25 protein-coding genes are annotated in these 23,753 nt (G+C 42.9%); 12 read left to right on the top strand and 13 right to left on the bottom strand.

All coding sequences use genetic code 11. The annotated features are described in order from the left end of the window. Positions 1-108: 108 nt before the first annotated feature. Positions 109-1,014, bottom strand: a complete 906-nt coding sequence (locus tag HUO09_RS11370; protein WP_167412328.1) for a lysine exporter LysO family protein — start codon at positions 1,012-1,014, stop codon at positions 109-111. 19 nt (positions 1,015-1,033) lie between these two features. Continuing rightward, complete coding sequence (locus HUO09_RS11365) at positions 1,034-1,954, bottom strand: HDOD domain-containing protein (protein WP_167412327.1); 921 nt, start codon at positions 1,952-1,954, stop codon at positions 1,034-1,036. A gap of 366 nt (positions 1,955-2,320) precedes the next feature. Here HUO09_RS11365 and HUO09_RS11360 point away from each other — a divergent pair, with 366 nt between their 5' ends. Further along, on the top strand, positions 2,321-2,911 hold the full coding sequence (locus HUO09_RS11360; protein WP_167412326.1) for a TfoX/Sxy family DNA transformation protein: 591 nt from the start codon (positions 2,321-2,323) through the stop codon (positions 2,909-2,911). A gap of 64 nt (positions 2,912-2,975) precedes the next feature. Here the strand turns inward: HUO09_RS11360 and HUO09_RS11355 are convergent, their stop codons facing one another. The 3 genes from HUO09_RS11355 to HUO09_RS11345 all read right to left on the bottom strand — a co-directional run bounded on the left by HUO09_RS11355 (position 2,976) and on the right by HUO09_RS11345 (position 6,160). Continuing rightward, on the bottom strand, positions 2,976-3,524 hold the full coding sequence (locus HUO09_RS11355) for a hypothetical protein (protein ID WP_167412325.1): 549 nt from the start codon (positions 3,522-3,524) through the stop codon (positions 2,976-2,978). 187 nt (positions 3,525-3,711) lie between these two features. After that, positions 3,712-4,209, bottom strand: coding sequence for a response regulator (locus tag HUO09_RS11350; RefSeq protein ID WP_167412324.1), 498 nt, complete (start codon positions 4,207-4,209; stop codon positions 3,712-3,714). Positions 4,210-4,222: 13 nt separating this feature from the next. Then, entirely contained in the window at positions 4,223-6,160 is a 1,938-nt protein-coding gene (locus HUO09_RS11345) for an ATP-binding protein (protein WP_188234057.1), read from the bottom strand. Between the two features lie 212 nt (positions 6,161-6,372). On the opposite strand from HUO09_RS11345, the gene HUO09_RS11340 reads away from it, so the two are divergent. Beyond that, positions 6,373-7,638 (top strand): DUF945 family protein, encoded by a 1,266-nt coding sequence (locus HUO09_RS11340; RefSeq protein ID WP_188234056.1) that lies wholly within the window; start codon positions 6,373-6,375, stop codon positions 7,636-7,638. Positions 7,639-7,776: 138 nt separating this feature from the next. Further along, entirely contained in the window at positions 7,777-8,871 is a 1,095-nt protein-coding gene (serC, locus tag HUO09_RS11335) for a 3-phosphoserine/phosphohydroxythreonine transaminase (protein ID WP_188234055.1), read from the top strand. A 97-nt stretch (positions 8,872-8,968) separates the two neighbouring features. On the opposite strand, the gene HUO09_RS11330 is transcribed toward serC, so the two are convergent. Then, positions 8,969-11,308, bottom strand: a complete 2,340-nt coding sequence (locus HUO09_RS11330) for a YgiQ family radical SAM protein (protein ID WP_188234054.1) — start codon at positions 11,306-11,308, stop codon at positions 8,969-8,971. 172 nt (positions 11,309-11,480) lie between these two features. Here HUO09_RS11330 and HUO09_RS11325 point away from each other — a divergent pair, with 172 nt between their 5' ends. Beyond that, entirely contained in the window at positions 11,481-12,164 is a 684-nt protein-coding gene (locus tag HUO09_RS11325; RefSeq protein WP_167413351.1) for a hypothetical protein, read from the top strand. Positions 12,165-12,255: 91 nt separating this feature from the next. Then, entirely contained in the window at positions 12,256-12,456 is a 201-nt protein-coding gene (locus HUO09_RS11320; protein ID WP_042488289.1) for a DUF4250 domain-containing protein, read from the top strand. Between the two features lie 12 nt (positions 12,457-12,468). On the opposite strand, the gene metR is transcribed toward HUO09_RS11320, so the two are convergent. Beyond that, positions 12,469-13,380: an HTH-type transcriptional regulator MetR gene (metR, locus tag HUO09_RS11315; protein WP_167413349.1), complete on the bottom strand. Its 912-nt coding sequence runs from the start codon at positions 13,378-13,380 to the stop codon at positions 12,469-12,471. Positions 13,381-13,714: 334 nt separating this feature from the next. Between metR and parM the strand changes: the two genes are divergently transcribed. Together parM and HUO09_RS22320 are read left to right on the top strand one after the other, a co-directional pair. Beyond that, a complete protein-coding gene (gene parM, locus HUO09_RS11310) occupies positions 13,715-14,746 on the top strand; it encodes a plasmid segregation protein ParM domain-containing protein (protein WP_167413348.1) in 1,032 nt (343 codons plus the stop codon). Next, entirely contained in the window at positions 14,739-15,794 is a 1,056-nt protein-coding gene (locus HUO09_RS22320; protein ID WP_223159401.1) for a hypothetical protein, read from the top strand. The genes parM and HUO09_RS22320 overlap by 8 nt, the downstream gene beginning before the upstream one ends. A 158-nt stretch (positions 15,795-15,952) precedes the next feature. On the opposite strand, the gene flhB is transcribed toward HUO09_RS22320, so the two are convergent. From flhB to HUO09_RS11275, 6 genes are read right to left on the bottom strand one after another with little or no spacing between them, the layout of a single operon-like run. After that, entirely contained in the window at positions 15,953-17,071 is a 1,119-nt protein-coding gene (gene flhB / locus HUO09_RS11300) for a flagellar biosynthesis protein FlhB (RefSeq protein WP_188234053.1), read from the bottom strand. Beyond that, entirely contained in the window at positions 17,072-17,845 is a 774-nt protein-coding gene (fliR, locus tag HUO09_RS11295) for a flagellar biosynthetic protein FliR (protein ID WP_188234052.1), read from the bottom strand. A gap of 16 nt (positions 17,846-17,861) precedes the next feature. After that, positions 17,862-18,131 (bottom strand): flagellar biosynthetic protein FliQ, encoded by a 270-nt coding sequence (locus HUO09_RS11290; protein WP_167413345.1) that lies wholly within the window; start codon positions 18,129-18,131, stop codon positions 17,862-17,864. 2 nt (positions 18,132-18,133) lie between these two features. Next, on the bottom strand, positions 18,134-18,886 hold the full coding sequence (fliP, locus tag HUO09_RS11285; RefSeq protein WP_188234051.1) for a flagellar type III secretion system pore protein FliP: 753 nt from the start codon (positions 18,884-18,886) through the stop codon (positions 18,134-18,136). Next, a complete protein-coding gene (locus HUO09_RS11280; protein ID WP_102962650.1) occupies positions 18,879-19,247 on the bottom strand; it encodes a FliM/FliN family flagellar motor switch protein in 369 nt (122 codons plus the stop codon). Before HUO09_RS11280 ends, fliP begins: the two co-directional genes overlap by 8 nt. Then, positions 19,240-20,001 (bottom strand): flagellar motor switch protein FliM, encoded by a 762-nt coding sequence (locus HUO09_RS11275; protein WP_188234050.1) that lies wholly within the window; start codon positions 19,999-20,001, stop codon positions 19,240-19,242. The genes HUO09_RS11280 and HUO09_RS11275 overlap by 8 nt, the downstream gene beginning before the upstream one ends. Before the next feature lie 285 nt (positions 20,002-20,286). On the opposite strand from HUO09_RS11275, the gene HUO09_RS11270 reads away from it, so the two are divergent. From HUO09_RS11270 to HUO09_RS11250, 5 genes are read left to right on the top strand one after another with little or no spacing between them, the layout of a single operon-like run. Continuing rightward, on the top strand, positions 20,287-20,634 hold the full coding sequence (locus tag HUO09_RS11270) for a flagellar basal body protein (RefSeq protein WP_102969381.1): 348 nt from the start codon (positions 20,287-20,289) through the stop codon (positions 20,632-20,634). Between the two features lie 42 nt (positions 20,635-20,676). Beyond that, the gene (gene flgC, locus HUO09_RS11265) at positions 20,677-21,102 is read left to right on the top strand and encodes a flagellar basal body rod protein FlgC (RefSeq protein WP_102965586.1); all 426 of its coding nucleotides are present in this window, start codon (positions 20,677-20,679) and stop codon (positions 21,100-21,102) included. Between the two features lie 3 nt (positions 21,103-21,105). Next, complete coding sequence (locus tag HUO09_RS11260; RefSeq protein ID WP_188234049.1) at positions 21,106-21,795, top strand: flagellar hook capping FlgD N-terminal domain-containing protein; 690 nt, start codon at positions 21,106-21,108, stop codon at positions 21,793-21,795. A 15-nt stretch (positions 21,796-21,810) separates the two neighbouring features. Further along, positions 21,811-23,007, top strand: coding sequence for a flagellar hook protein FlgE (gene flgE / locus HUO09_RS11255; RefSeq protein ID WP_188234048.1), 1,197 nt, complete (start codon positions 21,811-21,813; stop codon positions 23,005-23,007). Between the two features lie 2 nt (positions 23,008-23,009). Next, positions 23,010-23,744 carry a flagellar basal body rod protein FlgF gene (locus tag HUO09_RS11250; RefSeq protein WP_188234047.1) on the top strand — a complete coding sequence of 245 codons (735 nt, stop codon included), beginning with the start codon at positions 23,010-23,012 and terminating at the stop codon, positions 23,742-23,744. The last annotated feature ends 9 nt before the right edge of the window (positions 23,745-23,753 follow it).

Genomic DNA, 23,753 nt, shown 5'->3' with positions numbered 1-23,753 from the left:
TATGCTCTTACTCATCATTTTCTGATTTGCTTGGCATTTCTTTTTTATGTTGGGCTGACAAATTCGTCTTTTATAAGCGTTGCATAATGTACATAAATTCTCATGCAATTAGTGAGAGAGAGATACAAAAAATAGCATCAAAACGGGTACGAGCAGGCTTAGTATAAATCCGCTGACGATAGCGACAGGAACACAACGAACTCCACCAGTAGTTTGAATGACTGGTAATGTAAAGTCCATCGCTGTTGCACCTGCATATCCGATAGATGTGCAAGGCATACGGCCAATAAACATAGGGATAAGAACCAAAGATATCAATTCACGTAGCAATTCGATTAAGAAAGATGCTCCGCCAAAAACAGGGCCGAAAGCGTCACCCATCAAAATACCGGCTAAAGAATACCATCCAAACCCTGACGCCATCGCTAGCCCTTGATAAAGAGAGATATCCAAAATGAATGAAGCAATTATTCCGCCCAGAAGACTTGTCGCGACAATGACACTGGCGATAACCATGCCATGTTTATTCAGCAAAATTTGGCCTAGAGATAGTCCACTGTTTCTTAGTTGAATACCAATGAAGAACAACAGAATGAATAAAATCCACTCACTGGCGGTATCTACCCAACTCAGATCAAAACCAAGCACCACGCCAATGGCTAATCCTCCTCCCACAACTAAAATTAACTTTGCAGATTCAAGCGCCATTCGGGAAAGGGGTAATTTGGTGTGGCTGACATCGGTTTCTAATGGCAGAAGTTTGTCGACAAACGGCAAAACTACTAGGTTGCAGCTACCAATGACGAGGAAGAATACCGCTGTATATTTAAGGATGAGCTGTAAGTTGTCCCCCAAATTGTCGAGAGAGGCCAGACTTAAGCCCATGAGAAACAAAATCACATAAACAAGCGACGCCGTCGCACTGTTGAGTTTTACTAGCCAATTTTTATTGTGAATAGAGAACAGGTACCCCACTACAAGTGGGGCAAAGATAAACAGCATCCCTGAAAGCATACATTCCTCGAAATAAGGTTTAGAAACCGCTGGCGTTTATAACCGCTCTAAGTTTTGAATTAAATTCCACATCGCTAAGATTGCTCAGGTTAAAGAGAACTTCCGCACCAGTTGTATTGATTTCCACTTCGTGGTCATCAAGGGCATCGTCTTGTTTTCTAAACATAAGCAAGTGGTTTGATATTCGTGCTACATCAAGGTAACTGACTTCGAAAGAATGTTCCACACTTTGTTTGTTGCAACATACGTCTAAAAAGTCAGCATCGAATCCCCAATGTTTTAATACCAATTGGCTTGTTTCTGAACAGCGAGAGTGGAAAATTTGCAGAGCAATATCTTGATCAAGATAGTTTCCATTTTCTAGATACTGATGGTACTCGTTGACCAAGCAAAACAAACCGATGTCAGCTAGCAAACCAACAAGTAGAGATTTTTCCTGCTCCAAATGATGATAGAGCTCTGGATCCACTTCTTTAAAAGCCTGAGTGACCAGTACCATAGTCGCACCGAACTCCCGAGAAACGGTAGCACTGTGAATCAACATATTGTTGCACTCTTTGCTCAGGTTCGTTGCGTGTTTGAGCTGCTCGATGGCTTGAGCTGTCACGATATCTCTAACGCGCAGAATCCCAAGTCGTGAAACGGCAGTGGTCAAATCATTGCAGGTAATATTACGACGGTTAAAAATGACAGAGTTCGCAATACGAATAACAACAGCTGCAAGGCTAGGGTCATCGGCAAGACAGTTTGCCACGTCCGACACTGTCGTCGATTCTTGTGACGTCATCTTTTGAATTTTTAATACCACATCGGGTATTGGTGGGAGCGTGATTTTCCCTGAGCTGATTGAGGTTTCTACAAGTTTCGCAAACTCGCTTTCGACTCCTTTAATCAGAAGTTGCTTGTTGTCTGGAAGCCAGTAAAAAGATAAGTGATTCATAATTATTAGTAGTAGGCAGAAGTCGGCATATTTTAACTATCGCTAATGTGTATAAGCAACCGATTCCCTCTCAATGCTGCTAAATTCTTCTATTGCAAGCCGAAAATCGGAATATGGAAGGGGTTTTTGACTGTGAAATGCGTTAAAAAATACCAATGCGACTTACTTCTCATTTTTGATAAATAAAAAGTAGTTGAGTGTGAGATATGTCCTGACTTAATTCGCTTCGTTAACTATCATAGTGCCATAACAAAGTAGGTATCCTCATTGCAATGGGGTGCTAATAATTAACTCATTAATTTTATTCGCTAAATTGTACTGCTATCTGGTGATCTTTCTTAATCGGGGAATTTGATTAAAGGGTCAATGACTATGGTAGAGCGAACATTTTTCGATTATGTAAATAAGTTTGGTGAAAGCCAACAGCGTTCAATGTTTGGTGGTATAGGTTTATTCCAAGAGGATGCTATGTATGCATTGTTGACTAACGATTGCATATATATCCGTGGTGGAGAGGAGTTAGACGAACAGTTAACCGAGTTAGGTTGTGAAAAGTACCGTCATGTGAAGAAACAAACGGTAGCAACAGTGAACTACTATGACATCACAGATCTTTACTCGAGTAATTATCAGGAATTAGATGCCATTGTTGGCACGTCAATTAAAAACGCGGTTTCTCAACGTGTTGTGCAAAAGTCGTCGCTTAATCGTCGTCTAAGAGATTTGCCTAACATGCAACTTACATTGGAGAGAATGGTTAAAAAGTCCGGTGTAGATGATGTAGATACGTTTATAAAACTAGGCGCAGCTACGGTGTTTAATAAGGTTTGTCAGACCTATGGAAATGACGTAGATATTAAACTGTTGTGGAAATTTGCCGGTGCGATAGAAGGTATTCACTGGAAGTTGCTGCAAGAACCTCGTAAACGTCAGCTATTAGAGAGTTGCCAGCGTTAACCCAATTAAAAAGCCGAAGTTATAATCTTCGGCTTTTCTTTTTTATGTCACGATTTGATTCAAATTAAAGCTTGAAGCGAGTTGTAAACATAATTTGGTCACCGTATGAGTCGTTGAAACGAGCTTCAGCACCAATTGAGAATAGTTCAGTTGAGTGGAATCGTGCGTAGAAAGAAGCAATCCAGTCATCGTTGTTTTCGATTGAAACGTAACCGCCTTTGCCGCCTACTTCAAGTTGTGGACCTAACCATTGGCGGATACCCAAATTTAGTTCCATACCAGTATCTGCACTTGCGCCGTCTTTTTTATCTTCAATGCGGAAAAGCATTTCACCAGTGAAATCAGCCCAGTTGTTTACTGGAGCGTGGAAGCCAAAACCAGCAGCGGCAGCGTAATCGCTATCAAGTTCAGAATCGATTCGGCCAATTACGTGAGCATTTGGGTGAATTGATTTGCTGATACCAGCACCAAAAGTCATTGGGCTCGCACCAATTCGAGCTTCCGCATAGTCATAACTAAAGTTGCTCATAATTGATGGGCTGTTACGGTCAACTTCGGCTAAGCTTTGTCCCGAAGCAATTAGTAGTGCTGCTGCAATGATTGTTTTACGCATAGTTACGGTAAACCTGTTTTTATCGTTAATTCCATGGTTTTAAAGAAGGATTCGTACTTGCTCCTGAATCCAGCTTCAACTCTTTTGACATCATAAAGCATTGATGTATAGAGAAACCATCAAAAAATGTCATAGTTTTGTCGTTTGTAGATTTCTAGCAATTTAAATGCCAGTTTATAAGCGAAGGTTACTCTCCAAAGTCCATACGCTTTTCTGCGATAGCATTGAGTATTTTTTCTGTATCTAAAACTTGTACCCAAGGCATAAGATTTTTTTCATTTTCAATCACATACTGAGTAAGCTGTTCTTTTACTACTAACCTCAGTTGTTCACCCATCCAAGGTTTAGCAATAAAAAAATCTAGGCTAGCATGGTTAACAGCCTCAACAGTGTCATTGAGTCCGGCTTGCCCTGTTAACAAAACCTTACGAGTTTTTGCCGTGTCAGGCTCATCATTCAGTTCAATTAAAAAACTAATTCCGGTCTGTTCCGGCATAATGTGGTCACACAGGATTAATGCCAACGTCACGTCTTGCTGACGGTAGTCTTCAATTACTGACTTGGCTTCGCTCACAGACTGTGCTGCTTCAACAATAAAGTTTTCTTCAAAGCAATCAATATCCTGCATCACGCTATCAAGAACTTCTCGTTCATCATCGACACATAAAATCATGAATTTGTTCATGTTATTTTCCTTATTAATCAGTGCTGGCGAGGAGTAAAGGAAGCCATACTCGCATGTTTGTGTATTCGCCGAGTTTAGACTCAACGTCAATCCAGCCGTTATGCTGATGCATAATTTGCTGGCAAATAGAAAGCCCAATACCTAAGCCAAAATTGCCTTCACGTTTCGTTGTGTAATTGAGTTCGAAAATCTTTTCTTTCGTTTCTTCTGAAATACCGTGACCGTTATCTTTAAAGCTAACAACGGCATAAGTTTGCCCGTCTTTCTCTCCTAAATAAGAGTGTATCTCTAATACTCCTTTGTCGGGGAAAGCGTCTATCGCGTTGGAAATCAAGTTCGTCCATACCTGTTGAAGTGCAATCGGTAGGCAGCGCACGGGCGGAATAGATGAATACTCTTTAACTAATTTATGAAGTTTCAATCGGTTTTCAAAAATGACCAGCGTATCTTCAATACCTTCATGTATATCAACTATATGGAAGGTTTCATCATCGGCTCTGGCGTAGCCTTTTAAGCTCTTAACCATGTCGGTAATTCTTTGCGCGCACACCTTAATGGATCGCAGTGTGCTTCCCGTCAGATGGTACCGCTCTAACGATTCCAAGTGCTTCAACATGGCATCTGGATTGGATTTGGCTTGCCTGATGGACTCTTCGTTATTATCAAGGCCGAGTTTAACCATTTTCTTAGCGAGAAGTCGGTGGTGTATTTGGCTTTCCAGCCGTTTTGCGAGTTCACGTTCTTCTGAAGTTGACATGGGTTTTGCGGCCAGAGCCGCTTTGAGCATTTGTGAACCTTGATGGTTAGTTGCTGAATCAGCGTATGACTCGACAATATTTTCAATATTATTGGAGAGCGTATCGGTACCGCGCAAAATTGCTGACACAGGGTTATTAAGTTCATGGGCAACGCCGGCGACTAACTGTCCAAGCATCGCCATCTTTTCACCTTCAATTAATTGTTGATGCGCAGACTCCAGTGACTCGAGCGTTTCTTGTAGTTGTATTTTTGTGTTGATGCTTCTCTGTAAGCGTCGGTTGAAGTGACGCAATAACAGGTTGGTAAAAAGAGGCAGTAAGCTGGTATTGGTGTGCATGACTTTGGCGAATACATCTCGGTCTAGCTTAATCACCTCGGTTTTAGTCAAAGTAACTGCGGTAGAGAAGGAGTTCTCACCAGTCACAAAGGACATCCCTCCAACGATATTCCCTTTTTGGTGCCTCACTACCTCACGCTGTTGACCATGTTTATCTTTTTTATAAAGAGCCACTTCTCCTTCAGTGATAAACCATAAGAAGCGGTTTTCCTGACCTTCGACAGTCAGTAAGTGCTCTGCGGAATATGTCCGACAAGCCTTCGTGTCATCTTGCTTATCAAAAAACTGATATAACGCGCCAATCACTTGATCAGCGAGTTCAGCGTCGGTTAACTGATGGTACTCAGAGATAAACCCTTGCCGGTAAGAGTGCATTTTGTTGTCGATATGCGAACGCAACAGTCTTTGCTGATCAAGAACGCTGCTGTAGTGAAGAGCGTTATCTTTGTCATTTTCTAGCACATAAGTGGTGAGCTCTTGGACGACCGTTTTATAGAGCACGTTGTCTTGCAAGGGTTTAGTTAAGCAGTAATCCAGCCTGCCTTCATTGACAGCACTGACTATCGCCTGAATATCTTGCCCACAACTAATAAGCACCTTACGCGCGGTTTTGGTGTTATCCATTCTGTCCAAATGAATCAAAAAGTCCGCACCGTTTAAGTTCTCGTTATGGCTTGCTACAACCAACGCAACCGTCTGATTTTGTGCTTCCAAATACTCCAGAGCCTGTTGTGCTTCTTCATAAGAGTCTGCTGTATGAAGGTCAAACTTAGTGGCGAACGAGCGCAGTTCATGTCGCCATTGTTCGATACTAATAGGGTTGTTATCTAAGCAGAGTAGGGCGTATTGATTCACGTTGCTCTCATCATATTGAAATCTGACAGCATTACTCTAGCAAGTGAGCGTAAAACGAACTGAGAGCGAGGTTTTAGAATGCTAAATCAACGGCAACTATCACCTCATATTCTGGAAGGACAAACACTTTTACAATCAATTCACTAAGCGCCGTCTTGAGCTCGTTGAACCTTGTCGGTAGACTGCATGAAACAGGATAGGAACCTACTTATATGAAAAAACTAAAATTAATTGGTGCAGTTGGTGGTGCAGTCTCGCTGGCTTTATGTTGGCCTTTAGCCGTCGGGCAAATTGGTCAGAATGTGATTAGCGACGGCTTAAAACACATCAGCAATAACGATATCTCTGCAGAACTGTTCAGTTATGACCGTGGTTACCTGTCTTCTCATGCGCAAACACGTTTTACTGTTACCAACCCGGTTCTTAAGCTGCAAATGCAGCACGAGGGGCTGCCAACCGAAGTTACCGTAGACAGCGATATTCAACATGGGTTGGCGAGTATTTCTTCTGTGTCTACCTTCCCTGATTATCCAGAGTCGCCGCTGGTGGTTAACAGTACGACGCAACTAAATGGAAATACCCGTTTCTCTTCCACACTAGACAACTGGCATTATCAAAGTGAAGGCCCAGATTCTGTCGCGATTTCTATAGTTTCATCGCAAGTTACGGGAACCGTTACGGCTTTGGGGCAAGTGGATTTCAATCTTTCCATCCCGTCTATCGCTCTGAATTTTGAAACTGGCGAGAACATGTTGATTTCTGATTTATCAGGTCAAGGCAATGGTAAACAGGATTCAGGATTTTGGATTGGAAAACAAAATATCACTCTTGGTAGCTTAACCGTTGATGATGGCATGGGAACCGATTTGTTTGCTGCTGACAACACGTCCTATCAGTTTGAGTCTAAGTTCAACACTGAAAAATCTCGTTTTACTAGCAACCATAAGCTAAACGTTGGCAAGCTATCTGCGAATGATGGTGAAGTGAACAATATTCAACTTGATTTTACATTAGGTGATGCGGACAGTGAGGCTTTCCTTGCGCTGTCAAACATCTATCAAAGTAATCCCTATTTAGAAGCGGAAGATCTTGAAAAGGCGATGCCACACGTTGATTCACTATTTTCTAAAGGATTCTTTGTCAGCATCAAACCTTTTGCTCTTAATCTTGGCGAGGGAGAGTTTTCGTCAAAAATGACGCTTAACATTCCTGAAGGCACCAATGACGTACAAAAAGATCCGAGTGTGATTATGTCTGCATTAACGGGTGATCTTGAAGCGTTTGTATCAAATCAACTTGCTGAGGACTATCCATCTATTCAACAAGGCGTGGATGAGTTACTAATGATGGAGATGATGACGCAAGACGACAAAGGCTACCAATTAAAAGCGGACATCAAAGAAGGAAATGTTGTTTTCTCAAACGGAAATAAAGTGCCTCTTTTTAGTTTGCTTATGTACGGAATGATGGCGCGTTAATCCGCTATGGCAATGTAAAGCCTTTGAAATTTAGGTTAGTTGAAGAAAAGAGGTCGAAAGACCTCTTTTCTTGCTTTTTATCCGATGAAAAAAGTGGTATTAATCACACTCATCATCGATAGCAGGAGCAAGGAACACATGGAGCCGAAAACGGACACTGTTTATAACTTTAGTGCTGGTCCAGCAGCGTTACCAAAAGCCGTGATGGAAAAAGCACAGGCTGAGTTTGTTAATTGGAACGGCATGGGCGTTTCGGTTATGGAAATTAGCCACCGCAGTAAACCCTTCATCAAGGTGGCACAAGAAGCTGAGCAAGATTTGCGCGATCTTCTAAATATCCCAGACAACTACAAAGTACTCTTTTGCCAAGGTGGCGCACGTGCACAATTTGCAGCAGTGCCTCTAAACTTGATGGGTAATGCTAAGAAAGCGACTTATATTGATGGTGGATACTGGGCAGAAAGCGCAGTTAAAGAAGCGAAAAAATATTGCGAAACCGATGTTTTTGACGCGAAAGTAGAAAATGACGGCAAAATTGCCATTTTGCCAGCAAGTGAATGGAAAATTGATCCAGAAGCAGCGTATGTACACTTCTGTCCAAACGAAACCATCGACGGTATCGAGATCAATGACTTACCTGAGACCGATAAGCCTATCGTTGCCGATATGTCTTCAACGATTCTTTCTCGTGAGATTGATGTCTCGAAATACGGTGTTATCTACGCGGGCGCGCAGAAAAACATTGGCCCTGCGGGTATCTGTATCGCGATTGTACGTGATGATTTGTTGGAGCTAGCAAGTGACCTAGTACCGGGCATTTTGAACTACAAACTGTTGGCAGAACAAGATTCAATGTTCAATACACCACCGACTTACGCTTGGTATTTATCTGGCTTGGTATTTAAGTGGTTAAAAGAACAGGGTGGCGTGAAAGCGATTGAGAAAATCAACCGTGAAAAAGCAGCGCTGCTCTATGATTATGTTGATTCATCCGACTTTTACCGTAATGGTGTTCATTCAGACAACCGTTCTCTAATGAATGTGCCATTCCAGTTAGCGAAGCCTGAACTCGACGCTACTTTCCTTGAGTTAGCTGAAGCACGTGGTTTAACTTCACTAAAAGGTCACCGCGTTGTCGGTGGTATGCGTGCGTCAATCTATAACGCAATGACGCTTGAAGGTGTTCAAGCACTTGTTTCGTTTATGAAAGAGTTTGAAGAGCAGTACGCGTAACGTGCGTTAGTTTGTGCTTATAAAAACCAACAGATGATTGACTAAAAAGCGCAGCCTGAGAGCTGCGCTTTTTTATGCTTTGCGATTAACCAACGTTTTATTGTGTGCGTTGAGAAGAGCGGTTTTGTCCTTTGCCTTTGTTCGCATTTGGTCGAGCGTTGTTTTGCGGGCGGCCGTTTCCTTGAGGACGATTGCTGCCTTGTGAACTGCCGTAGGAACCTTTTGCACCTGATTTGTTGTTGCCTGATGCTTTGTTTCCACGTGGATTATCGCCACGATTATTCTCTTTTCGGCCTTTTTCACCACGACTATTGTCACCACGAAGTGCATCAAATCCTGGTTGCGACTTGGTATGCTTAGTAGCAAAACGGTTTGAACCGTGACGCCCTGACTTACGGCGTTGTGCTGGCGTGAGTTTGTCGCCATCTTCAGCAGGCACTAAACAGTTAGGTTTATCTCCAATCAAATGCTTCTTGCCCATGTTGATTAGAGCTTCGCGGATCAGTGGCCAGTTTAGTGGGTCGTGATAGCGAAGAAGCGCTTTGTGCAAACGTCTTTGACGATCACCTTTCGGTATAGTGACATCTTCACGTTTTTTGTATTTCACCCGTTTTAAAGGGTTCACTTCAGAGTGATACATCGCCGTGGCATTACACATTGGTGATGGGTAGAAGTTCTGTACTTGGTCACACTCGTAATTATGGCTCTTCAGCCATAGCGCCAAGTTGACCATATCCTCATCTTCTGTTCCTGGGTGTGCAGAGATGAAGTAAGGAATCAGGTATTGTTTCTTGCCCGCTTCTGCACTGTATTTATCAAACATTTCTTTGAAACGGTCGAATGTACCCATACCCGGTTTCATCATCAGATCAAGCGGGTTCTTTTCGGTATGTTCTGGAGCTATTTTCAGGTAGCCACCTACGTGGTGAGTAACAAGCTCTTTCACATATTCTGGCGACTCAATGGCTAGGTCATAGCGCACACCAGACGCAATCATCACTTTCTTAATACCTTCCACTTTACGCGCTTCACGATACAAATCGATGGTGTGCTTGTGGTCGGTATTGAGTTTATGACAGATACCTGGGAAGACACAGGATGGACGACGGCAGTTAGCTTCTGCTTTAGGATCTGAGCAACCTAAACGGTACATGTTTGCTGTTGGGCCACCTAAATCCGAGATAGTGCCAGTAAAGCCCGGTACTTTATCGCGGATCTCTTTGAGTTCGTTGATGATCGAATCTTTTGAACGGTTCTGAATGATTCGACCTTCGTGTTCAGTAATAGAACAGAAAGAACAGCCACCAAAACATCCACGCATAATGTTGACCGACGTTTTAATCATGTCATACGCAGGGATTTTATCTTTACCGTATTTAGGATGCGGTACACGTGCATACGGCAGATCAAACACATAATCCATCTCTTCTGTAGACAATGGGATTGGTGCTTGGTTAACCCAAAGCTCACGGTTGCCGTGGCTCTGAATCAGGGCTCGACCAGAATATGGGTTAGTCTCTAAGTGCAGTACGCGGCTTGCATGAGCGTAAAGAATACGGTCATTAATCAGCTTTTCGTAAGAAGGCAAACGTACAGCTGTGGTTTTCGAATCATGACGAGAAGGGCGAACGGTAATCGGTTTCGCTTCTTCTTCCTCTTTCTTGGTTTCACATTGTGTTTCAACTTCGTATGGGTTGGTCGGTACAAATGGCGTACTTGGTTTATCAATTCTTGATGAATCAATAACTTTGAAACCTTCAGGTACTGTCGCAAGGTTTATGGCCGTGCCGCGTACGTTGGTCAGATCGCTGATGGATTCACCGTCGGCTAAGCGGTGTGCCACTTCTACCAGAGCACGTTCTGCGTTACCAAACAAAAGAATGTCGGCTTTCGCATCAAACAGCACTGAGCGGCGAACTTTGTCTGACCAATAGTCATAATGCGCAACACGACGCAGGCTTGCCTCAATACCACCCAGTACAATTGGCACATCTTTATATGCTTCACGACAACGCTGAGAGTAAACCAGTGTTGCACGGTCAGGACGCTTACCGCCTTCATTGTTCGGAGTGTAGGCATCATCATGACGCAATTTTCTATCTGATGTGTAGCGGTTGATCATCGAGTCCATGTTGCCTGCTGTAACGCCGAAGAATAGGTTCGGTTTACCCAGCGCCATAAACGCGTCTTTATTTTGCCATTCTGGTTGCGCAATGATACCGACGCGGAAACCTTGTGCTTCCAACAGACGACCGATGATTGCCATACCAAAACTTGGGTGATCGACATAAGCGTCACCGGTCACAATGATAATGTCACAGCTATCCCATCCAAGCGCATCCATCTCTTTACGGCTGGTAGGTAAAAAGCGTGCTGTACCGAAGCATTCTGCCCAGTACTTTTTGTGTTGATGGATAGGAGTGATATCGCTGTACATATTTTGACCTTGTATTTGAGAGGTGCGCATTATAGCGGCTTGAAGATGGAGTATCTAGCGGAACATCACCTCATCTTTGTTGGGGATTTTTCTATGTTGGTAGAGATAGGAAAGATAACCGTGCTTTGTTATTATCGCCCTCTATTAAAACTTGGCTCACTTATTTGAAATTATGGTTTATTCACTACTTTCTGTTTTTGCTCCTATGCTTTTGGGCGCTCAAATTATTCTGACGATGATTTTGGTCAAAGGTGACATTTGTCCTGGTCAACGTGGGCGTTTACATAAAGTGTTGCCTTCAATTGGTGTGCTTTGGCTGGCCGTTGCTTCAATTAAAATTGAAGCATTTCTGGTGGTGTTTGCCATTTTCTACTTCTATTCCCGCGTGCAAACGACCAAAACTCGTAATGAAGGGCCTCTTTGGGTTCTTTATTTGGTTAACGGCCTATCACTGGCCTATGTCGGCGTGTTGATTAGTGAAGCACCTAGCTGGAGTGCTTCTTTATCACTGTTCATGATGATATTCCTGCTGGGTTCGGTATTCGCAAACATGCTTTTGTCCATCGCTCGTAGCCGATTAGACGCGTTCCATCGAATTTTGCCTGTGGTGGGAATTTTGTCTGCAATGACAACGACGTTGTGTATCGTTCCATTTGCCTACTCGCTTGAAAGTGAACAGTTAGCCGAATTAACCATGCCGTTAGTGATTAGTTTCAGTTTACTGATTGCGGGCATTGTTTTTTGGAGCTGGCATATTATTACGGCTAAGAAGCCGGAGAAAGGTCAGTTAGCGGTAGCATTTTTGCTGGTATTGTTAGCGAGTACAGGCTTCCACAGTCTCTATCTGATTCAATAATCGGAATTTAGCTATCTAGAGCAAAATCACTTTTCTTGTGTGAAATCCAGACTAGGCTTAACAGGTGGGTTTTGTTCAAAGGAGTGCCGATATGGATCTGAGCAATGTGAATAAGCTGGACAGTATTATTCTTTTAGGCATAGTAAATGAGAAGCTACGCTTGGAGTGTGACAGCTTAGATGAGCTGGTTTCCACTTATGAAATGGATGTTGAAAGCGTGGTTGGTAAATTGAGTCATCTTGGTTTTCGCTATGATCCATTGACCAACCAGTTCAAATCTTCAGGTCGTTAATTCTTTATAGTCTTAAGCCATCTTGATTCCCTCAAGGTGGCTTTTGCATTGCTGTTTTGCCGTCGCAAAAAAGGTTTGTAAGTAGCGTTTATCTTTATCGCTGTTTCTCACTGCCGCAAACAGTCGACGCCATAAACCGTTACCCAATGGTTTACTGGTGATCAGTCCCTGACGTGAAAACTCGCTGATGGCCCAATTTGGTAGCGCAGCAACGCCCAAGCCCGCAGACACCATCTGTACCAACATCAAGGTATTATCTGCTTGCTTCCATTTTGCTGGCTCCACACCTGCAGGTTGGAGGAAGTGTTTCACCACATCTAAACGCTGCTTTTGTACTGGGTAGCTCAATAGTGTTTGTTCCGCTAAATCTTCTGGTGCAATTGATTCTTTGATAGCAAGGGGGTGATTCGTGGCAGTGATTAAGCGCATTTCGAAATCAAACAGAGGCTCATAGTGCACTTCTGAGCGCGGAAGAATGTCGGAGGTAATAACTAAGTCCAGTTCACCAGCGAGCAGTGCTGGCAGGGGTTCAAAGCCAAAGCCAGATGAAAAGTCTAATGCGACGCTTGGCCAAGTCACTTGATACTCTCTTAACGCGGGCATAAGCCATTGGAAACAGGAATGGCATTCAATCGCCATATGCAGTCTTCCGTTCACGTCTTCTTTTAAGCTCGCCAGTTCATTTTCCCCTCTGGCGATTCTCGGTAAAATATCATCGGCAAGTTTAAGCAGTATTTCGCCCTCGGCAGTAAACTTTACCGGTCGTGTTTTTCGTAGGAAAAGTTGGCTACCAAGTCTCGCTTCAAGGTCTTTAATCTGATGAGAAAGAGCGGATTGAGTCAAATGGAGTGAAGTCGCTGTCGACGTCAATGATCCTGTATCACGCAGTGAAGCAATCGTTCTTAAATGTTTTAGCTCTATCATGAGATTTCCTCATCATTCCGTAAGCATCATGAATTTAAAACTAACTTACGCCCTTTTTTTGGAGCTGTAAACATCTAGACGTCTATTTTGAATTTGAATGATATGTCAGTTAAGGCTGTAAGTGCGTAGGTTTTGCGTTGTGAGGCTTTTCTTATTTTGCTGTCATCCTAGAGGTTTGGGTTTGGTTGTTTTAATTAATGTTAATTAAAAACAATGGCTTAAGTGTGTTTTGCGGTGGTTTTGATATTTTGCCTAAGTTAGGTTAATTGGTAATGCTTCAGTTAACATCCGCCTTCGATCCTATTTAGTTGGTTTTTATCTTAAGGTTACACACATGACTAATACTTTGATGAAATTTGCTGTTGATGATGGTTCAACAAACGTAAAAGTAAGTTGGCTGGCTGACGGTGAAATTAAAAGTTTGGTATCGCCAAACTCATTTAGAAAAGATTGGAAGAGTGCAGCGTTAAGAAACGATAAAAAAGTCTACAACTACACAATTGATGGCTTTAAATACACTTACGACGCCACATCTGATAAAGCATTAGAAACAACACACGTTGATTATCAGTACGATGATTTGAACTTATTGGCAGTTCATCATGCATTACTTCAAACAGGTCTAGAGCCTTGTAACGTTTCTTTGGTTGTGACGTTACCGATCACCGAATACTACCGTTTTGAAGATTGCCAAAAGAATGAAAAGAACATTGAACGTAAGCGTCAAAACCTGATGCGTGAAATCTCACTCAACAAAGGTGAGACATTCAATGTGGTCGAAGTAGAAGTCATGCCGGAAAGCTTGCCTGCGGTTCTGTCTACTCTGGTGAACTCTAACTGCAATGAATTTACGCGCTCTCTTGTGATCGACTTGGGTGGAACAACCTTAGACATGGGTATTGTTGTTGGTGAGTTTGACGAAGTGTCAGGCGTATACGGTAACAACGAAATCGGCGTATCTATGGTGACCAATACGGTTCGTAAAGCATTAGCGTTTGCAGACAGTGATTCAAGCTACCTTGTAGCAAATGAACTTATCCGCCGTCGTCACGATGACGAATTTGCGTCCGAAGTGATTAACGACGAATCTCAAATCGAGATGGTTCGTGAAAAAATGAATGCCAAAATTCACGAGCTTGGTAAACAAGTTGTCACTGAAGCGAAGAAATTTGCCAAGAATCCGAACCGCGTTTACCTCGTGGGTGGCGGTGCAACCCTCATTTATGATGCAGTGAAACAAGCGTATCCAACATTAGGTGACCGAGTCATCCTTGTTGATAACGCTCAATCCGCGTTGGCTCAAGAAATGTGCTTGTATCATGCAGACGAGAACAGCAGCAATGTAGAGGAAGCTGTTGATGAATAAGCGCTTCAAACGCGTATCTCTAGCGATCTACCTCGACCCGCTGCAATCTATTCCAGATAGTTTTGCTTACAATACGTTTATTGGCTGGTCGAAAAAACGTAAAGAATTAGCAGCGGATTCAACCGCTGCGATGGAATTGCATCAGTTAGTCCACATTCATAAAGATATCTATATGAGTGGCATGTTTCTGCATTGTCTGAAACCAGAACTGGCGACCAGCTTTGCGATGGCATTGTCTAACGATTCAATTACCGAGCAGTCGCTTCTGGACATTCTCAAGGTGCACCAGATTCAACCTCATGGTGTCCCAAATCGAGTGGAAGACGGTGCGTCAACGGAACGCATGGCCTTTGATGTTGACACTGTGATTGATAATGTTTCATCAAAAATTGAACATCTGCTCGAAATGAAACTGTCTGAGCATCTCTCTCAAATAGATTTTTCTTCCAACACCACTCCGTCAGTTCCTGATTTTACTCATATTACTGAACATATGAGTTCTCAGTTGGCGCTGCATCAGCAATCATTAGTTGAGCACATTGCCGCTCATGCCAATACTCAGTTTGAGAGCAAGATAGACGCACAGGCGTTAAGCCAAGAAATTGTTAACACGATGAGTGGTAAGTTCGCTGAAAATGAAAAAGCACTTCGTGACCTGATCACTCTGATGCCGAGTTCCTCGTCTAACGATATTGATACTTTGGCACTGAGCCAAGACATTGCCTCCATCATTAGTAGCCAGTTAATTGAGCACCAAAAACAGCTGATGGGTGGCTCCTTATCAAGCTCTCAGCTTGCATCGGTGGATCAACAAGCACTCAGCCATGATATTGCGAAAGCCATTGGCGACAAACTTGATCACAGCCAGCAAATCTCTGAGCTTAAGAGCGTAGTGACGCAACAAAACACACTGATTAACCAGTTGATGCAACAAATTAAGCAACAGGGTGGCGTCGTCGCAACACCTTCCAACCGCGCTGAACCGCAAGAGTCTGTCGAGGAACGTCTGGAGAAAGTTCAACGCCTGAAAAAGAAAGGCGTGTTTTAATTAATCGCATCTTAGCGTGACGTTAACACTAAAAAGCCAGCATATGTGAGTGCTGGCTTTTTGCTGTCAGCTCGAAATCAACTTAACTCAGATGGTGGTGATGGATGACAACAAAACGACGCGAGTATTTAAAGACGAATAATTTAGTAATTAATAACTTAATAGCGAATATTCTCAGGAATGGTAAAGCTTGGTAGTTTGTTAGGTTTCGCTTGTTGGCCTTTACGCCATGCTTGTAGCTGTTGAACGTATTTCAGAATTTGCGCCACAGCAAGGTATAACTGGTTTGGAACCATCTGGTTGACTTGCGTTGTGTGGTAAATAGAACGTGTAATTTCTGGTACGACTAATACTTCAATTTCATGTTTGTCTGCCAAAGAACGAATGTAGAATGCGACTTCGTCTTTGCCTTTGGCGACGACAAACGGAGCTTCCGCCTTTTCGATATCGTATTTAAGAGCGACAGCAAAGTGCGTAGGGTTCATTAAAACAACGTCTGCCGTTGGAACCATTTTGTTGGCCGAGTTACGAGCGTATTGCATTTGAATTTGACGTCTGCGGCCTTTGACTTCCGGGCTACCTTCCTGCTGTTTGTGTTCTTGTTTTAACTCTTCTTTGGACATCATCATCTGCTTGCTAAACGTCAATTTTTGATAGGGAACATCTATCAAACCGAAAATAACGGCAACAGAAATCAGCATGATGACAAGCGTTATTAGGTTACCAAAAGCAATTTGTGTCACCGTCTGAAATGAGGCTCTGACAAGACCACTAATAATCCCTACATTGTTATTGAGTGTGGTGTAGAGCAGGAACAAAATGATGGCGATTTTTACCACGCTCTTGAGAAACTCAACGAAGGTCTGTTTAGAGAAAATACGCTTAATACCTGAAGCGGGATTGATTTTAGAGAACTTCGGACTGATTTGTTTGAAGTTAAAGTTGAAACCGCCAAGAACACTACTTGCACCGACTGCGGTCAGTGTTATGAACAGCATCATTGGCGCAAACAGTTTGATGAGAATAAACAAGGATTGAGCCAGAAGTTCTAAGCTAGGTTCAATGTCGAATATGGTCGTAGAATCAAAGGTAAACGCAGTTTCAAATAGCAGAAAGATCGAGCGCTTGAGCTCCGGCCCGTACATGTAGAAATAGCTCACACCAACGATCATACATATCGCAGTGGTAAACTCTTTAGCGCGTGCAATCTGACCTTCTGCACGCGCCTTAGTGAGTTTCTGACTACTGGCCTGTTCGGTTTTATCCCCTTGACTCATTTATAGGCTCAACACGTAATTCATGTGGTCGCGCATTTCGCTGACCAGATCAAAGAAAATATCACCGACACCAAAGATCGAAAGCATCAAGGCAAACATACCCAGTAGCATGGTCATCGGGAAACCTAATGTGAAAATATTTAATGAAGGCGCAATTTTGCCTAGGAAACCGAAGGTAACGTTACTGAGCATCATGGTTAACATAGCTGGGATGGCAATAACCAAGGCAGAAGAGAACATCCAACCAAACATGGTGAGAACATGCTTGATGCCTTCAAATGGGTAAACCGTATCGAATGGCCAGTGACGGAAACTATCGACAAAGATATCCAGAATGATCAAATGGGCGTCCAACGAAAGCAACAACAACATTGCTGTGATATTGAAGATACGAGCAGTGATTGGCACGCTGGCGCCACTGCTAGGGTCGTTCATCACTGCCATAGCTAGACCCATCTGCATAGAGACCGCCTGCCCACCAATACTGAATATATTCATAAACAGCAGTACAACCATACCCAGAATGAAGCCAAAGCTAAATTGGTAGATAGCAAATACATAGGCTTGGATTGAGAACGGGTTGAAAGAAGGAACATTCTCAATAATGCCTGCACACATGATCGAAAAGATCATGGGAAGCAGAATTCTGACCACAACAGGAATGCGGGTGTCACCAAAGAAAGGTACCACCAGAAAGAAGCCAGCAAAGCGCACAAAAGGCCACCAAACAAAGCCAAGCCATTCTGTAATTTGTGTGAAGGTGAGATCGAGCATGCAACAGCCGCGCTTCTTACTGTGCCAGAGTCGGTACAGTGAAGAAAATGTATTCGAAAAATTCTGACACTTGCATCAGTAGCCAATGGCCCGCAAAAATGATGCTCAGCATAGTAACAATAAGACGTGGAAAGAAGCTGAGTGTCTGCTCGTTGATCTGAGTGACCGCTTGCAAAACAGCCACCAGCAAACCTACTAACAAGCTAGGTACAATCAGTACCGATACCATTGAGACTACGACCCATAATGCACGTGCGACGATCGTGACTGAAAGTTCAGGCGTCATGTTTAGCCTCCTACCCAGAAGCTTTGAGACAAGCTACCCAACAGCATTCCCCAACCATCAACAACGACGAAGATCAGCAGTTTAAAAGGTAGGGATACAATCAATGGTGAAAGCATCATCATACCCATAGACATCAATACGGATGCTACAACAAGGTCGATGATTAGAAATGGTAAGAACACCATGAAACCGATTTGGAACGCAATTTTCAGTTCACTCAGTACATAAGCTGGTAACAGCACTAAAAACGGAATGTCTTCGGGTTTGTCTGCTAAAGGTTCGTCTGCGATTTTGGTGACTTGTTCAAGAGTCTGGGTTTGCGTTTGCGCCAACATATATTCACGCAAAGGAACACTGCCTCTTTGCAGAGCATCAACTAAGGTGATTTCATTATTGGCATAAGGTTGGTAGGCATTGTCGTAAATGTCTGTCCAAACCGGACGCATAATCAGGATACTAAAGATCAAAGCAAGGCCGACCAATACTTGGTTTGGTGGCGACTGCTGCAAACCGAGCGCTTGTCTTAAAATACCCAATACAATGATGATGCGTGTAAAGCAGGTACACATGATGATAAATGCTGGAATAAAGCTCAGCATCGTCATCAAAATGAGGATTTGCAGTTTTACCGAGTATTCACTGGAGCCTGAAGCATCATTGATGGTGAACAGGCTCAGTTCTGGTTCTGCTGCTGCTATGTTAGGCAACAATAAAAAAAGGATGACTGTTAGCCATCCTAAAAGCTTTTTATTCATGGCTTCCACTATCGACTAGAGACAAAACTTGAACACCGTATTTGCCATCCTTAGTGATAATGCTTCCTGTACCAAATAAAACACCGTTGATTTTGATATCAACGGGTTCGCCTTCATGCTTATCCAGCATGACAACAGAAGAAGGTTCAATTGCCATCACTTCCTTTAAAGGAAGGCTGCGTCTTGAAACTTCTACTGTTACTTCAACAGGAATGTCGCGAATCATACCAATGTTTGACTTGCTTGTTGGTGCATCTAACGTGTTAGGTGCTTTATTCGATGTTAACGCTGAATCCTGTGCATCGAAATCCAGGTCATCATTTAGCAGGTCAAGATCATCTAGTTGGTCTAAATCACTCATACTTCACTCCAAATTGAGCATGTTCATCAATGACAAGTTGACCTTTAAATAGAGTGTTGCCACTTACTTTCACGTCAATTTGTTCAGGTTTTTGCAAATCGATTACGTCCCCGACAGAGATGGTATCAAGCGCATCAATAGATAATTCTGTTTTCATCAGAATGGCGCTGATATCAACGGGCACTTGATTCAATGTTGCGACGACATCTTTCTGTGTAAATGGTTTGTATTTTCTTAAACCATTTGAAAAATATTTCAACGATTCTTCACTGAAGGTAATAAACATATCTTCATGTATATTGCCTACAATAAGTTCGCAATTAATTCCAATGTCAGTGTGTTTAATCTTTTCACATTGAATCGTTTTTATCTTTTCGCTAGGAAATAAACAATTAATTATTTTACTTACAAAGCGTTCGAAAAATTTACTGTGTGAAACTGTAATTGAATTAATGCCCACATTGCTATCTGAACTATTTGTAGGAATATTCAGATGTTTGCAAAATAGTTTATCCAAAGTACTGATGGATAAAGAAAAAGAAATAATGCCGATATTACTTATATCAAGGCATATTTCGTGTAAGTCTTCTTCAGAAGAGCCTTCCTCTCGTGGCTCAACTTCGACGGATACACCATTAAAGGTACCACGTAGCTGACGTTTAATTACGTTCGCATGTTCTTGAAGAAACTCAACAATCCTTTTTTTTATGGCAATTTTCGGATTGCCAATATCGGTTATTGCGATATGTTGCATGAAAATACTCCAAAGAACTAAACCGAATTATAGGGTTCGGTAATAGGCGGGCGATTATACATAAGCGCAATATTACTTCAAATGAAAAACAGCTCATTATTCTTAATATATTGCTATGTAAGGATTGTTAGGAAGATCTACGAAGGAGTTTGGGACTATTCCTACATTCGAAATGATTCCATTTATTTATAATGCAGATCATTAATGTTGAATGTTTTATTTTCAGGTTATGAATGCATTGCAGAAATAACCATGAATGCATTATTAGGATTTTATTGTAGCGCCATGATTAGTTTAGACGATGCTTTAGGGATACACCCTACAATGCTGCAATTTCGAACTGAACGTACCTCGGTACTTGCTTCGAATATTGCGAACGTAGATACGCCTAATTACAAAGCAAAGGACGTTACGTTTAATGCGGTAATGTCTGAAATTGGCGGCGTATCTTCGACCCGTATTCAAACCGATACGATGTACAGAATACCAGTGCAACGTTCTCGAGACGGAAACACAGTAGAGCTTCAATCTGAACAAGCCCGATTTGCTCAAAACAGTATGGAATACCATCAGAGTTTGCAGTTTCTAAAGTCGAAAGTATCAGGCTTAAAACGAGCGATTGAAGGTCAATAAGGTTCTGAAACAGAACCATAAGTCATTTATTTAAGGGGCACCATGTCTTTTAACGGCATTTACGAAACATCCGGTTCAGCTATGACGGCTCAAACCATTCGTTTGAATACAATCTCTAGTAACTTGGCGAACGCAGATTCGGTCGCGAGTAACCCAAACGATGTGTACAAGCCATTAAAGCCAGTTTTTTCTGCAGCGTTTAACTCGCTGTCTGCAGCACAAAAAGATCAAGGTCTGGTACCTGTAAAAATTGCAGATGTGATTGAGTTGGATGGTCTGGCACAAACTCGCTATGAGCCAAATAACCCTTTGGCTAATGATCAAGGGTACGTTTACCACACGGGAATAAACGTGGTGAATGAAATGGCAGACATGATGTCCTCAACACGCAGTTTTGAAGCGAACGTTGAAGTGCTTAACAACGTGAAATCAATGCAGCAATCTTTGATGCGTATTTGGGAGGTGTAATCGATGGCAACTGTAGTAGCTGGTGCAGACACTAGCGTCACCGTTCAATCGGCCACCACTTCCGCTTCCGCTGTTGCAACCAATCAGAACAGCGCGGATGCATTGTATAACCAATTTATTACCTTAATGGTGGCACAGGTTCAGAACCAGGATCCTTTGAATCCTGCTGACGGTACGGAATATGTATCTCAGCTAGCGACGTTTGCTCAGGTGCAAAGTACTGAGAACATGGTAACTATCCTGAACAACAACGCCATCATGATGGACAACTTACAAGTACTGACGACCGCAGATTTGGTGGGGCAAACTGTGTCTGTCCGCACCGATACACTACAAGCGGATGGTAGCACTGTTTACGACGGCTCTATTGAGCTGACATCGCCATCTAACACGGTAACGCTTGAACTGACTGATGAACAAGGCAACGTGACCAACATTGCTTTGGGCAGCCATTCTTCTGGCAAAGTCGATTTTTCTATTGATACAGCTGAATTAGGTCTTGAAGGCAAGTACAGCATGAAAGTACTGCTCGATGAAGGCCAAACTTACACACCTAATATTACGCTAAACGGAACTGTTGAAATGGTCTCTATCCCATCTACGGGTGGTGCTAGTGTCTTGACTATCAACGGCATTGGCGACATTCCATTTTACGAAATTGCCTCTTTTGGGCAGAAAAGTAACAACAGTTAATTAAGAGAGTATTTTATGAGTTTTAATATTGCCCTGAGCGGTCTAAATGCCTCTAACCAAGAGCTAAATACCATTTCAAATAACATCGCTAACTCATCAACGACGGGCTTTAAAGAGTCTCGTACCGAGTTTGGTTCTGTATATAACGGTGGCCAAGCGGGTGGTGTGCAAGTGAATGGCATCAGCCAGAACTTTGATTCACTGGGGTCGATCGCAGGTACTGGTCGATCTCTGGATATGGCGTTAACGGGCGGCGGTTTCTTCGTTATCCAAGAAGGTAACGGTCAGATGAGCTATAGCCGTAACGGCGCATTCTCTATGGATGCGAATGGCTACATTGTTTCCAATACTGGCGGTAACCTGCAAGGGTACCAAGTAGATGGAAACAATAACTTGCTTGAAGGTTCAGTGGGCAACCTGAAGATCGACAGTGCTTCACTACCAGCAAAAGCAACTGATAGCATGACGTTTACTTCAAACTTGGATTCTCGTTCAGAGGTTGTTGATACGGCCACTTATCCATTTGATCCGTCAGATGTGAACTCTTATACCAACTCATACACAACACCTGTGTACGATTCTTTAGGTAATGAGCACACGTTGACTCAGTATTTTGTAAAAACAGCAGACAATGAGTGGACAATTCATTCGGTTGTCGATGGTGATACCACTAATGTCATCACTGAATCACCAGTAACCTTTGATACCACAGGTAAGCTGACTTCAAACCCGTCGTACACGGTAACGGCAAATGCATCTGGCGCAAACCCGCTTGATATCACTATTGATATCTCATCACTTAGCCAGTACGGCAGTGACTTTGTGGTTTCTCAAAACAGCGCAAATGGTTACACAGCGGGTGACTTTGCGGATATCCGTATCGAATCAAACGGTATGGTTTACGCCACTTATAGCAATGGTCAATCTCTGCTTCAAGGTCAGTTAGTTCTTGCTAACTTCACAGCGCCGCAAGAATTGCTACAAACCTCAAACACCTCTTGGACGCAAACATTCGCATCTGGCAACCCAGTGTACGGTGTACCGGGTACCGGTCAGTTTGGTGAACTTGCATCGGGAGCGCTTGAAAGCTCAAACGTTGATTTAACGTCAGAGCTAGTAAGCCTGATGACTGCGCAACGTAACTACCAGGCAAACACCAAAACGATTTCTACATCAGATCAACTGATGCAGTCGCTATTTAACGCGGTTTAATTATGAATCCAATTCTGTTTACCGCAGCGAAAGGCGCAGAGCGAGTGATGTTGGCTCAGGAAGTTCGAGCCAACAACCTTGCTCAAGTTAATACCGTCGGCTTCAAAGCGATCATGGAACACTCAACACCAATGAAGGTTAATGGTTCTGGTTTTGAGTCTTCGACAACAACACGCACTAACTCGGCTTCTAACAACTTTGCACACGGTACGGAAATTCGTACTGACCGCCCTCTGGACGTACAAATTAACGGTACGGGCTTTTTTGCTTTGGAAGGCAAACAAGGTGAGCCAGAAGAGCTGTATACCCGTGCGGGTAATTTCAATCTCACACCAGAAGGTAACTTAATGGTGGGTGATCGTCAGGTGCTAAGTGATGGTGGTCCAATTGTTGTTCCGGAGTATCAAGCGATTAACGTCTCTAAAGATGGTGTTCTGAGCATTACTCCTCCGGGAGGCGGCGCGGAAATGGAAATCGCAACCTTGAAACTGGTTAACCCTGATTACTTCGATATGACGTTGGATAAATCAGGTCTGTTCGTTGCGAAAGATGGCAACACCTTGATGGCTGATCCAAATGTCTCTGTTCGTTCTGGTTATCTGGAATCGAGCAACGTTTCAAGTTTGGAAGAGTTGGTCAGCATGATGTCGCTTTCTCGTCAGTACGAAATGCAAGTAAAGGCGATGGCAACCGCATCAGAGATAGACAAGCTTGGCAACCAGTTGCTGAAAGCGTAATAAGAATTT

This window comes from Vibrio sp. Y2-5, assembly GCF_014596725.1.
Classification (GTDB): Bacteria; Pseudomonadota; Gammaproteobacteria; order Enterobacterales; family Vibrionaceae; genus Vibrio.
This window is presented reverse-complemented; position numbering and strand designations above follow the sequence as displayed.

Bases quoted from the DNA above. Each gene is read 5' to 3' on its own strand.
- HUO09_RS11290 (WP_167413345.1), bottom strand. From the start codon at position 18,131: ATGACGCCTGAACTTTCAGTCACGATCGTCGCACGTGCATTATGGGTC.
- flhB (WP_188234053.1), bottom strand. From the start codon at position 17,071: ATGAGTCAAGGGGATAAAACCGAACAGGCCAGTAGTCAGAAACTCACT.
- HUO09_RS11350 (WP_167412324.1), bottom strand. From the start codon at position 4,209: ATGAACAAATTCATGATTTTATGTGTCGATGATGAACGAGAAGTTCTT.
- flgE (WP_188234048.1), top strand. From the start codon at position 21,811: ATGAGTTTTAATATTGCCCTGAGCGGTCTAAATGCCTCTAACCAAGAG.
- HUO09_RS22320 (WP_223159401.1), top strand. From the start codon at position 14,739: ATGAATAAGCGCTTCAAACGCGTATCTCTAGCGATCTACCTCGACCCG.
- fliP (WP_188234051.1), bottom strand. From the start codon at position 18,886: ATGAATAAAAAGCTTTTAGGATGGCTAACAGTCATCCTTTTTTTATTG.
- HUO09_RS11325 (WP_167413351.1), top strand. From the start codon at position 11,481: ATGGTTTATTCACTACTTTCTGTTTTTGCTCCTATGCTTTTGGGCGCT.
- metR (WP_167413349.1), bottom strand. From the start codon at position 13,380: ATGATAGAGCTAAAACATTTAAGAACGATTGCTTCACTGCGTGATACA.
- fliR (WP_188234052.1), bottom strand. From the start codon at position 17,845: ATGCTCGATCTCACCTTCACACAAATTACAGAATGGCTTGGCTTTGTT.
- HUO09_RS11370 (WP_167412328.1), bottom strand. From the start codon at position 1,014: ATGCTTTCAGGGATGCTGTTTATCTTTGCCCCACTTGTAGTGGGGTAC.
- HUO09_RS11250 (WP_188234047.1), top strand. From the start codon at position 23,010: ATGAATCCAATTCTGTTTACCGCAGCGAAAGGCGCAGAGCGAGTGATG.
- HUO09_RS11275 (WP_188234050.1), bottom strand. From the start codon at position 20,001: ATGCAACATATCGCAATAACCGATATTGGCAATCCGAAAATTGCCATA.
- flgC (WP_102965586.1), top strand. From the start codon at position 20,677: ATGTCTTTTAACGGCATTTACGAAACATCCGGTTCAGCTATGACGGCT.
- parM (WP_167413348.1), top strand. From the start codon at position 13,715: ATGACTAATACTTTGATGAAATTTGCTGTTGATGATGGTTCAACAAAC.
- HUO09_RS11320 (WP_042488289.1), top strand. From the start codon at position 12,256: ATGGATCTGAGCAATGTGAATAAGCTGGACAGTATTATTCTTTTAGGC.
- serC (WP_188234055.1), top strand. From the start codon at position 7,777: ATGGAGCCGAAAACGGACACTGTTTATAACTTTAGTGCTGGTCCAGCA.
- HUO09_RS11260 (WP_188234049.1), top strand. From the start codon at position 21,106: ATGGCAACTGTAGTAGCTGGTGCAGACACTAGCGTCACCGTTCAATCG.
- HUO09_RS11360 (WP_167412326.1), top strand. From the start codon at position 2,321: ATGACTATGGTAGAGCGAACATTTTTCGATTATGTAAATAAGTTTGGT.
- HUO09_RS11340 (WP_188234056.1), top strand. From the start codon at position 6,373: ATGAAAAAACTAAAATTAATTGGTGCAGTTGGTGGTGCAGTCTCGCTG.
- HUO09_RS11365 (WP_167412327.1), bottom strand. From the start codon at position 1,954: ATGAATCACTTATCTTTTTACTGGCTTCCAGACAACAAGCAACTTCTG.
- HUO09_RS11280 (WP_102962650.1), bottom strand. From the start codon at position 19,247: ATGAGTGATTTAGACCAACTAGATGATCTTGACCTGCTAAATGATGAC.
- HUO09_RS11270 (WP_102969381.1), top strand. From the start codon at position 20,287: ATGATTAGTTTAGACGATGCTTTAGGGATACACCCTACAATGCTGCAA.
- HUO09_RS11330 (WP_188234054.1), bottom strand. From the start codon at position 11,308: ATGTACAGCGATATCACTCCTATCCATCAACACAAAAAGTACTGGGCA.
- HUO09_RS11355 (WP_167412325.1), bottom strand. From the start codon at position 3,524: ATGCGTAAAACAATCATTGCAGCAGCACTACTAATTGCTTCGGGACAA.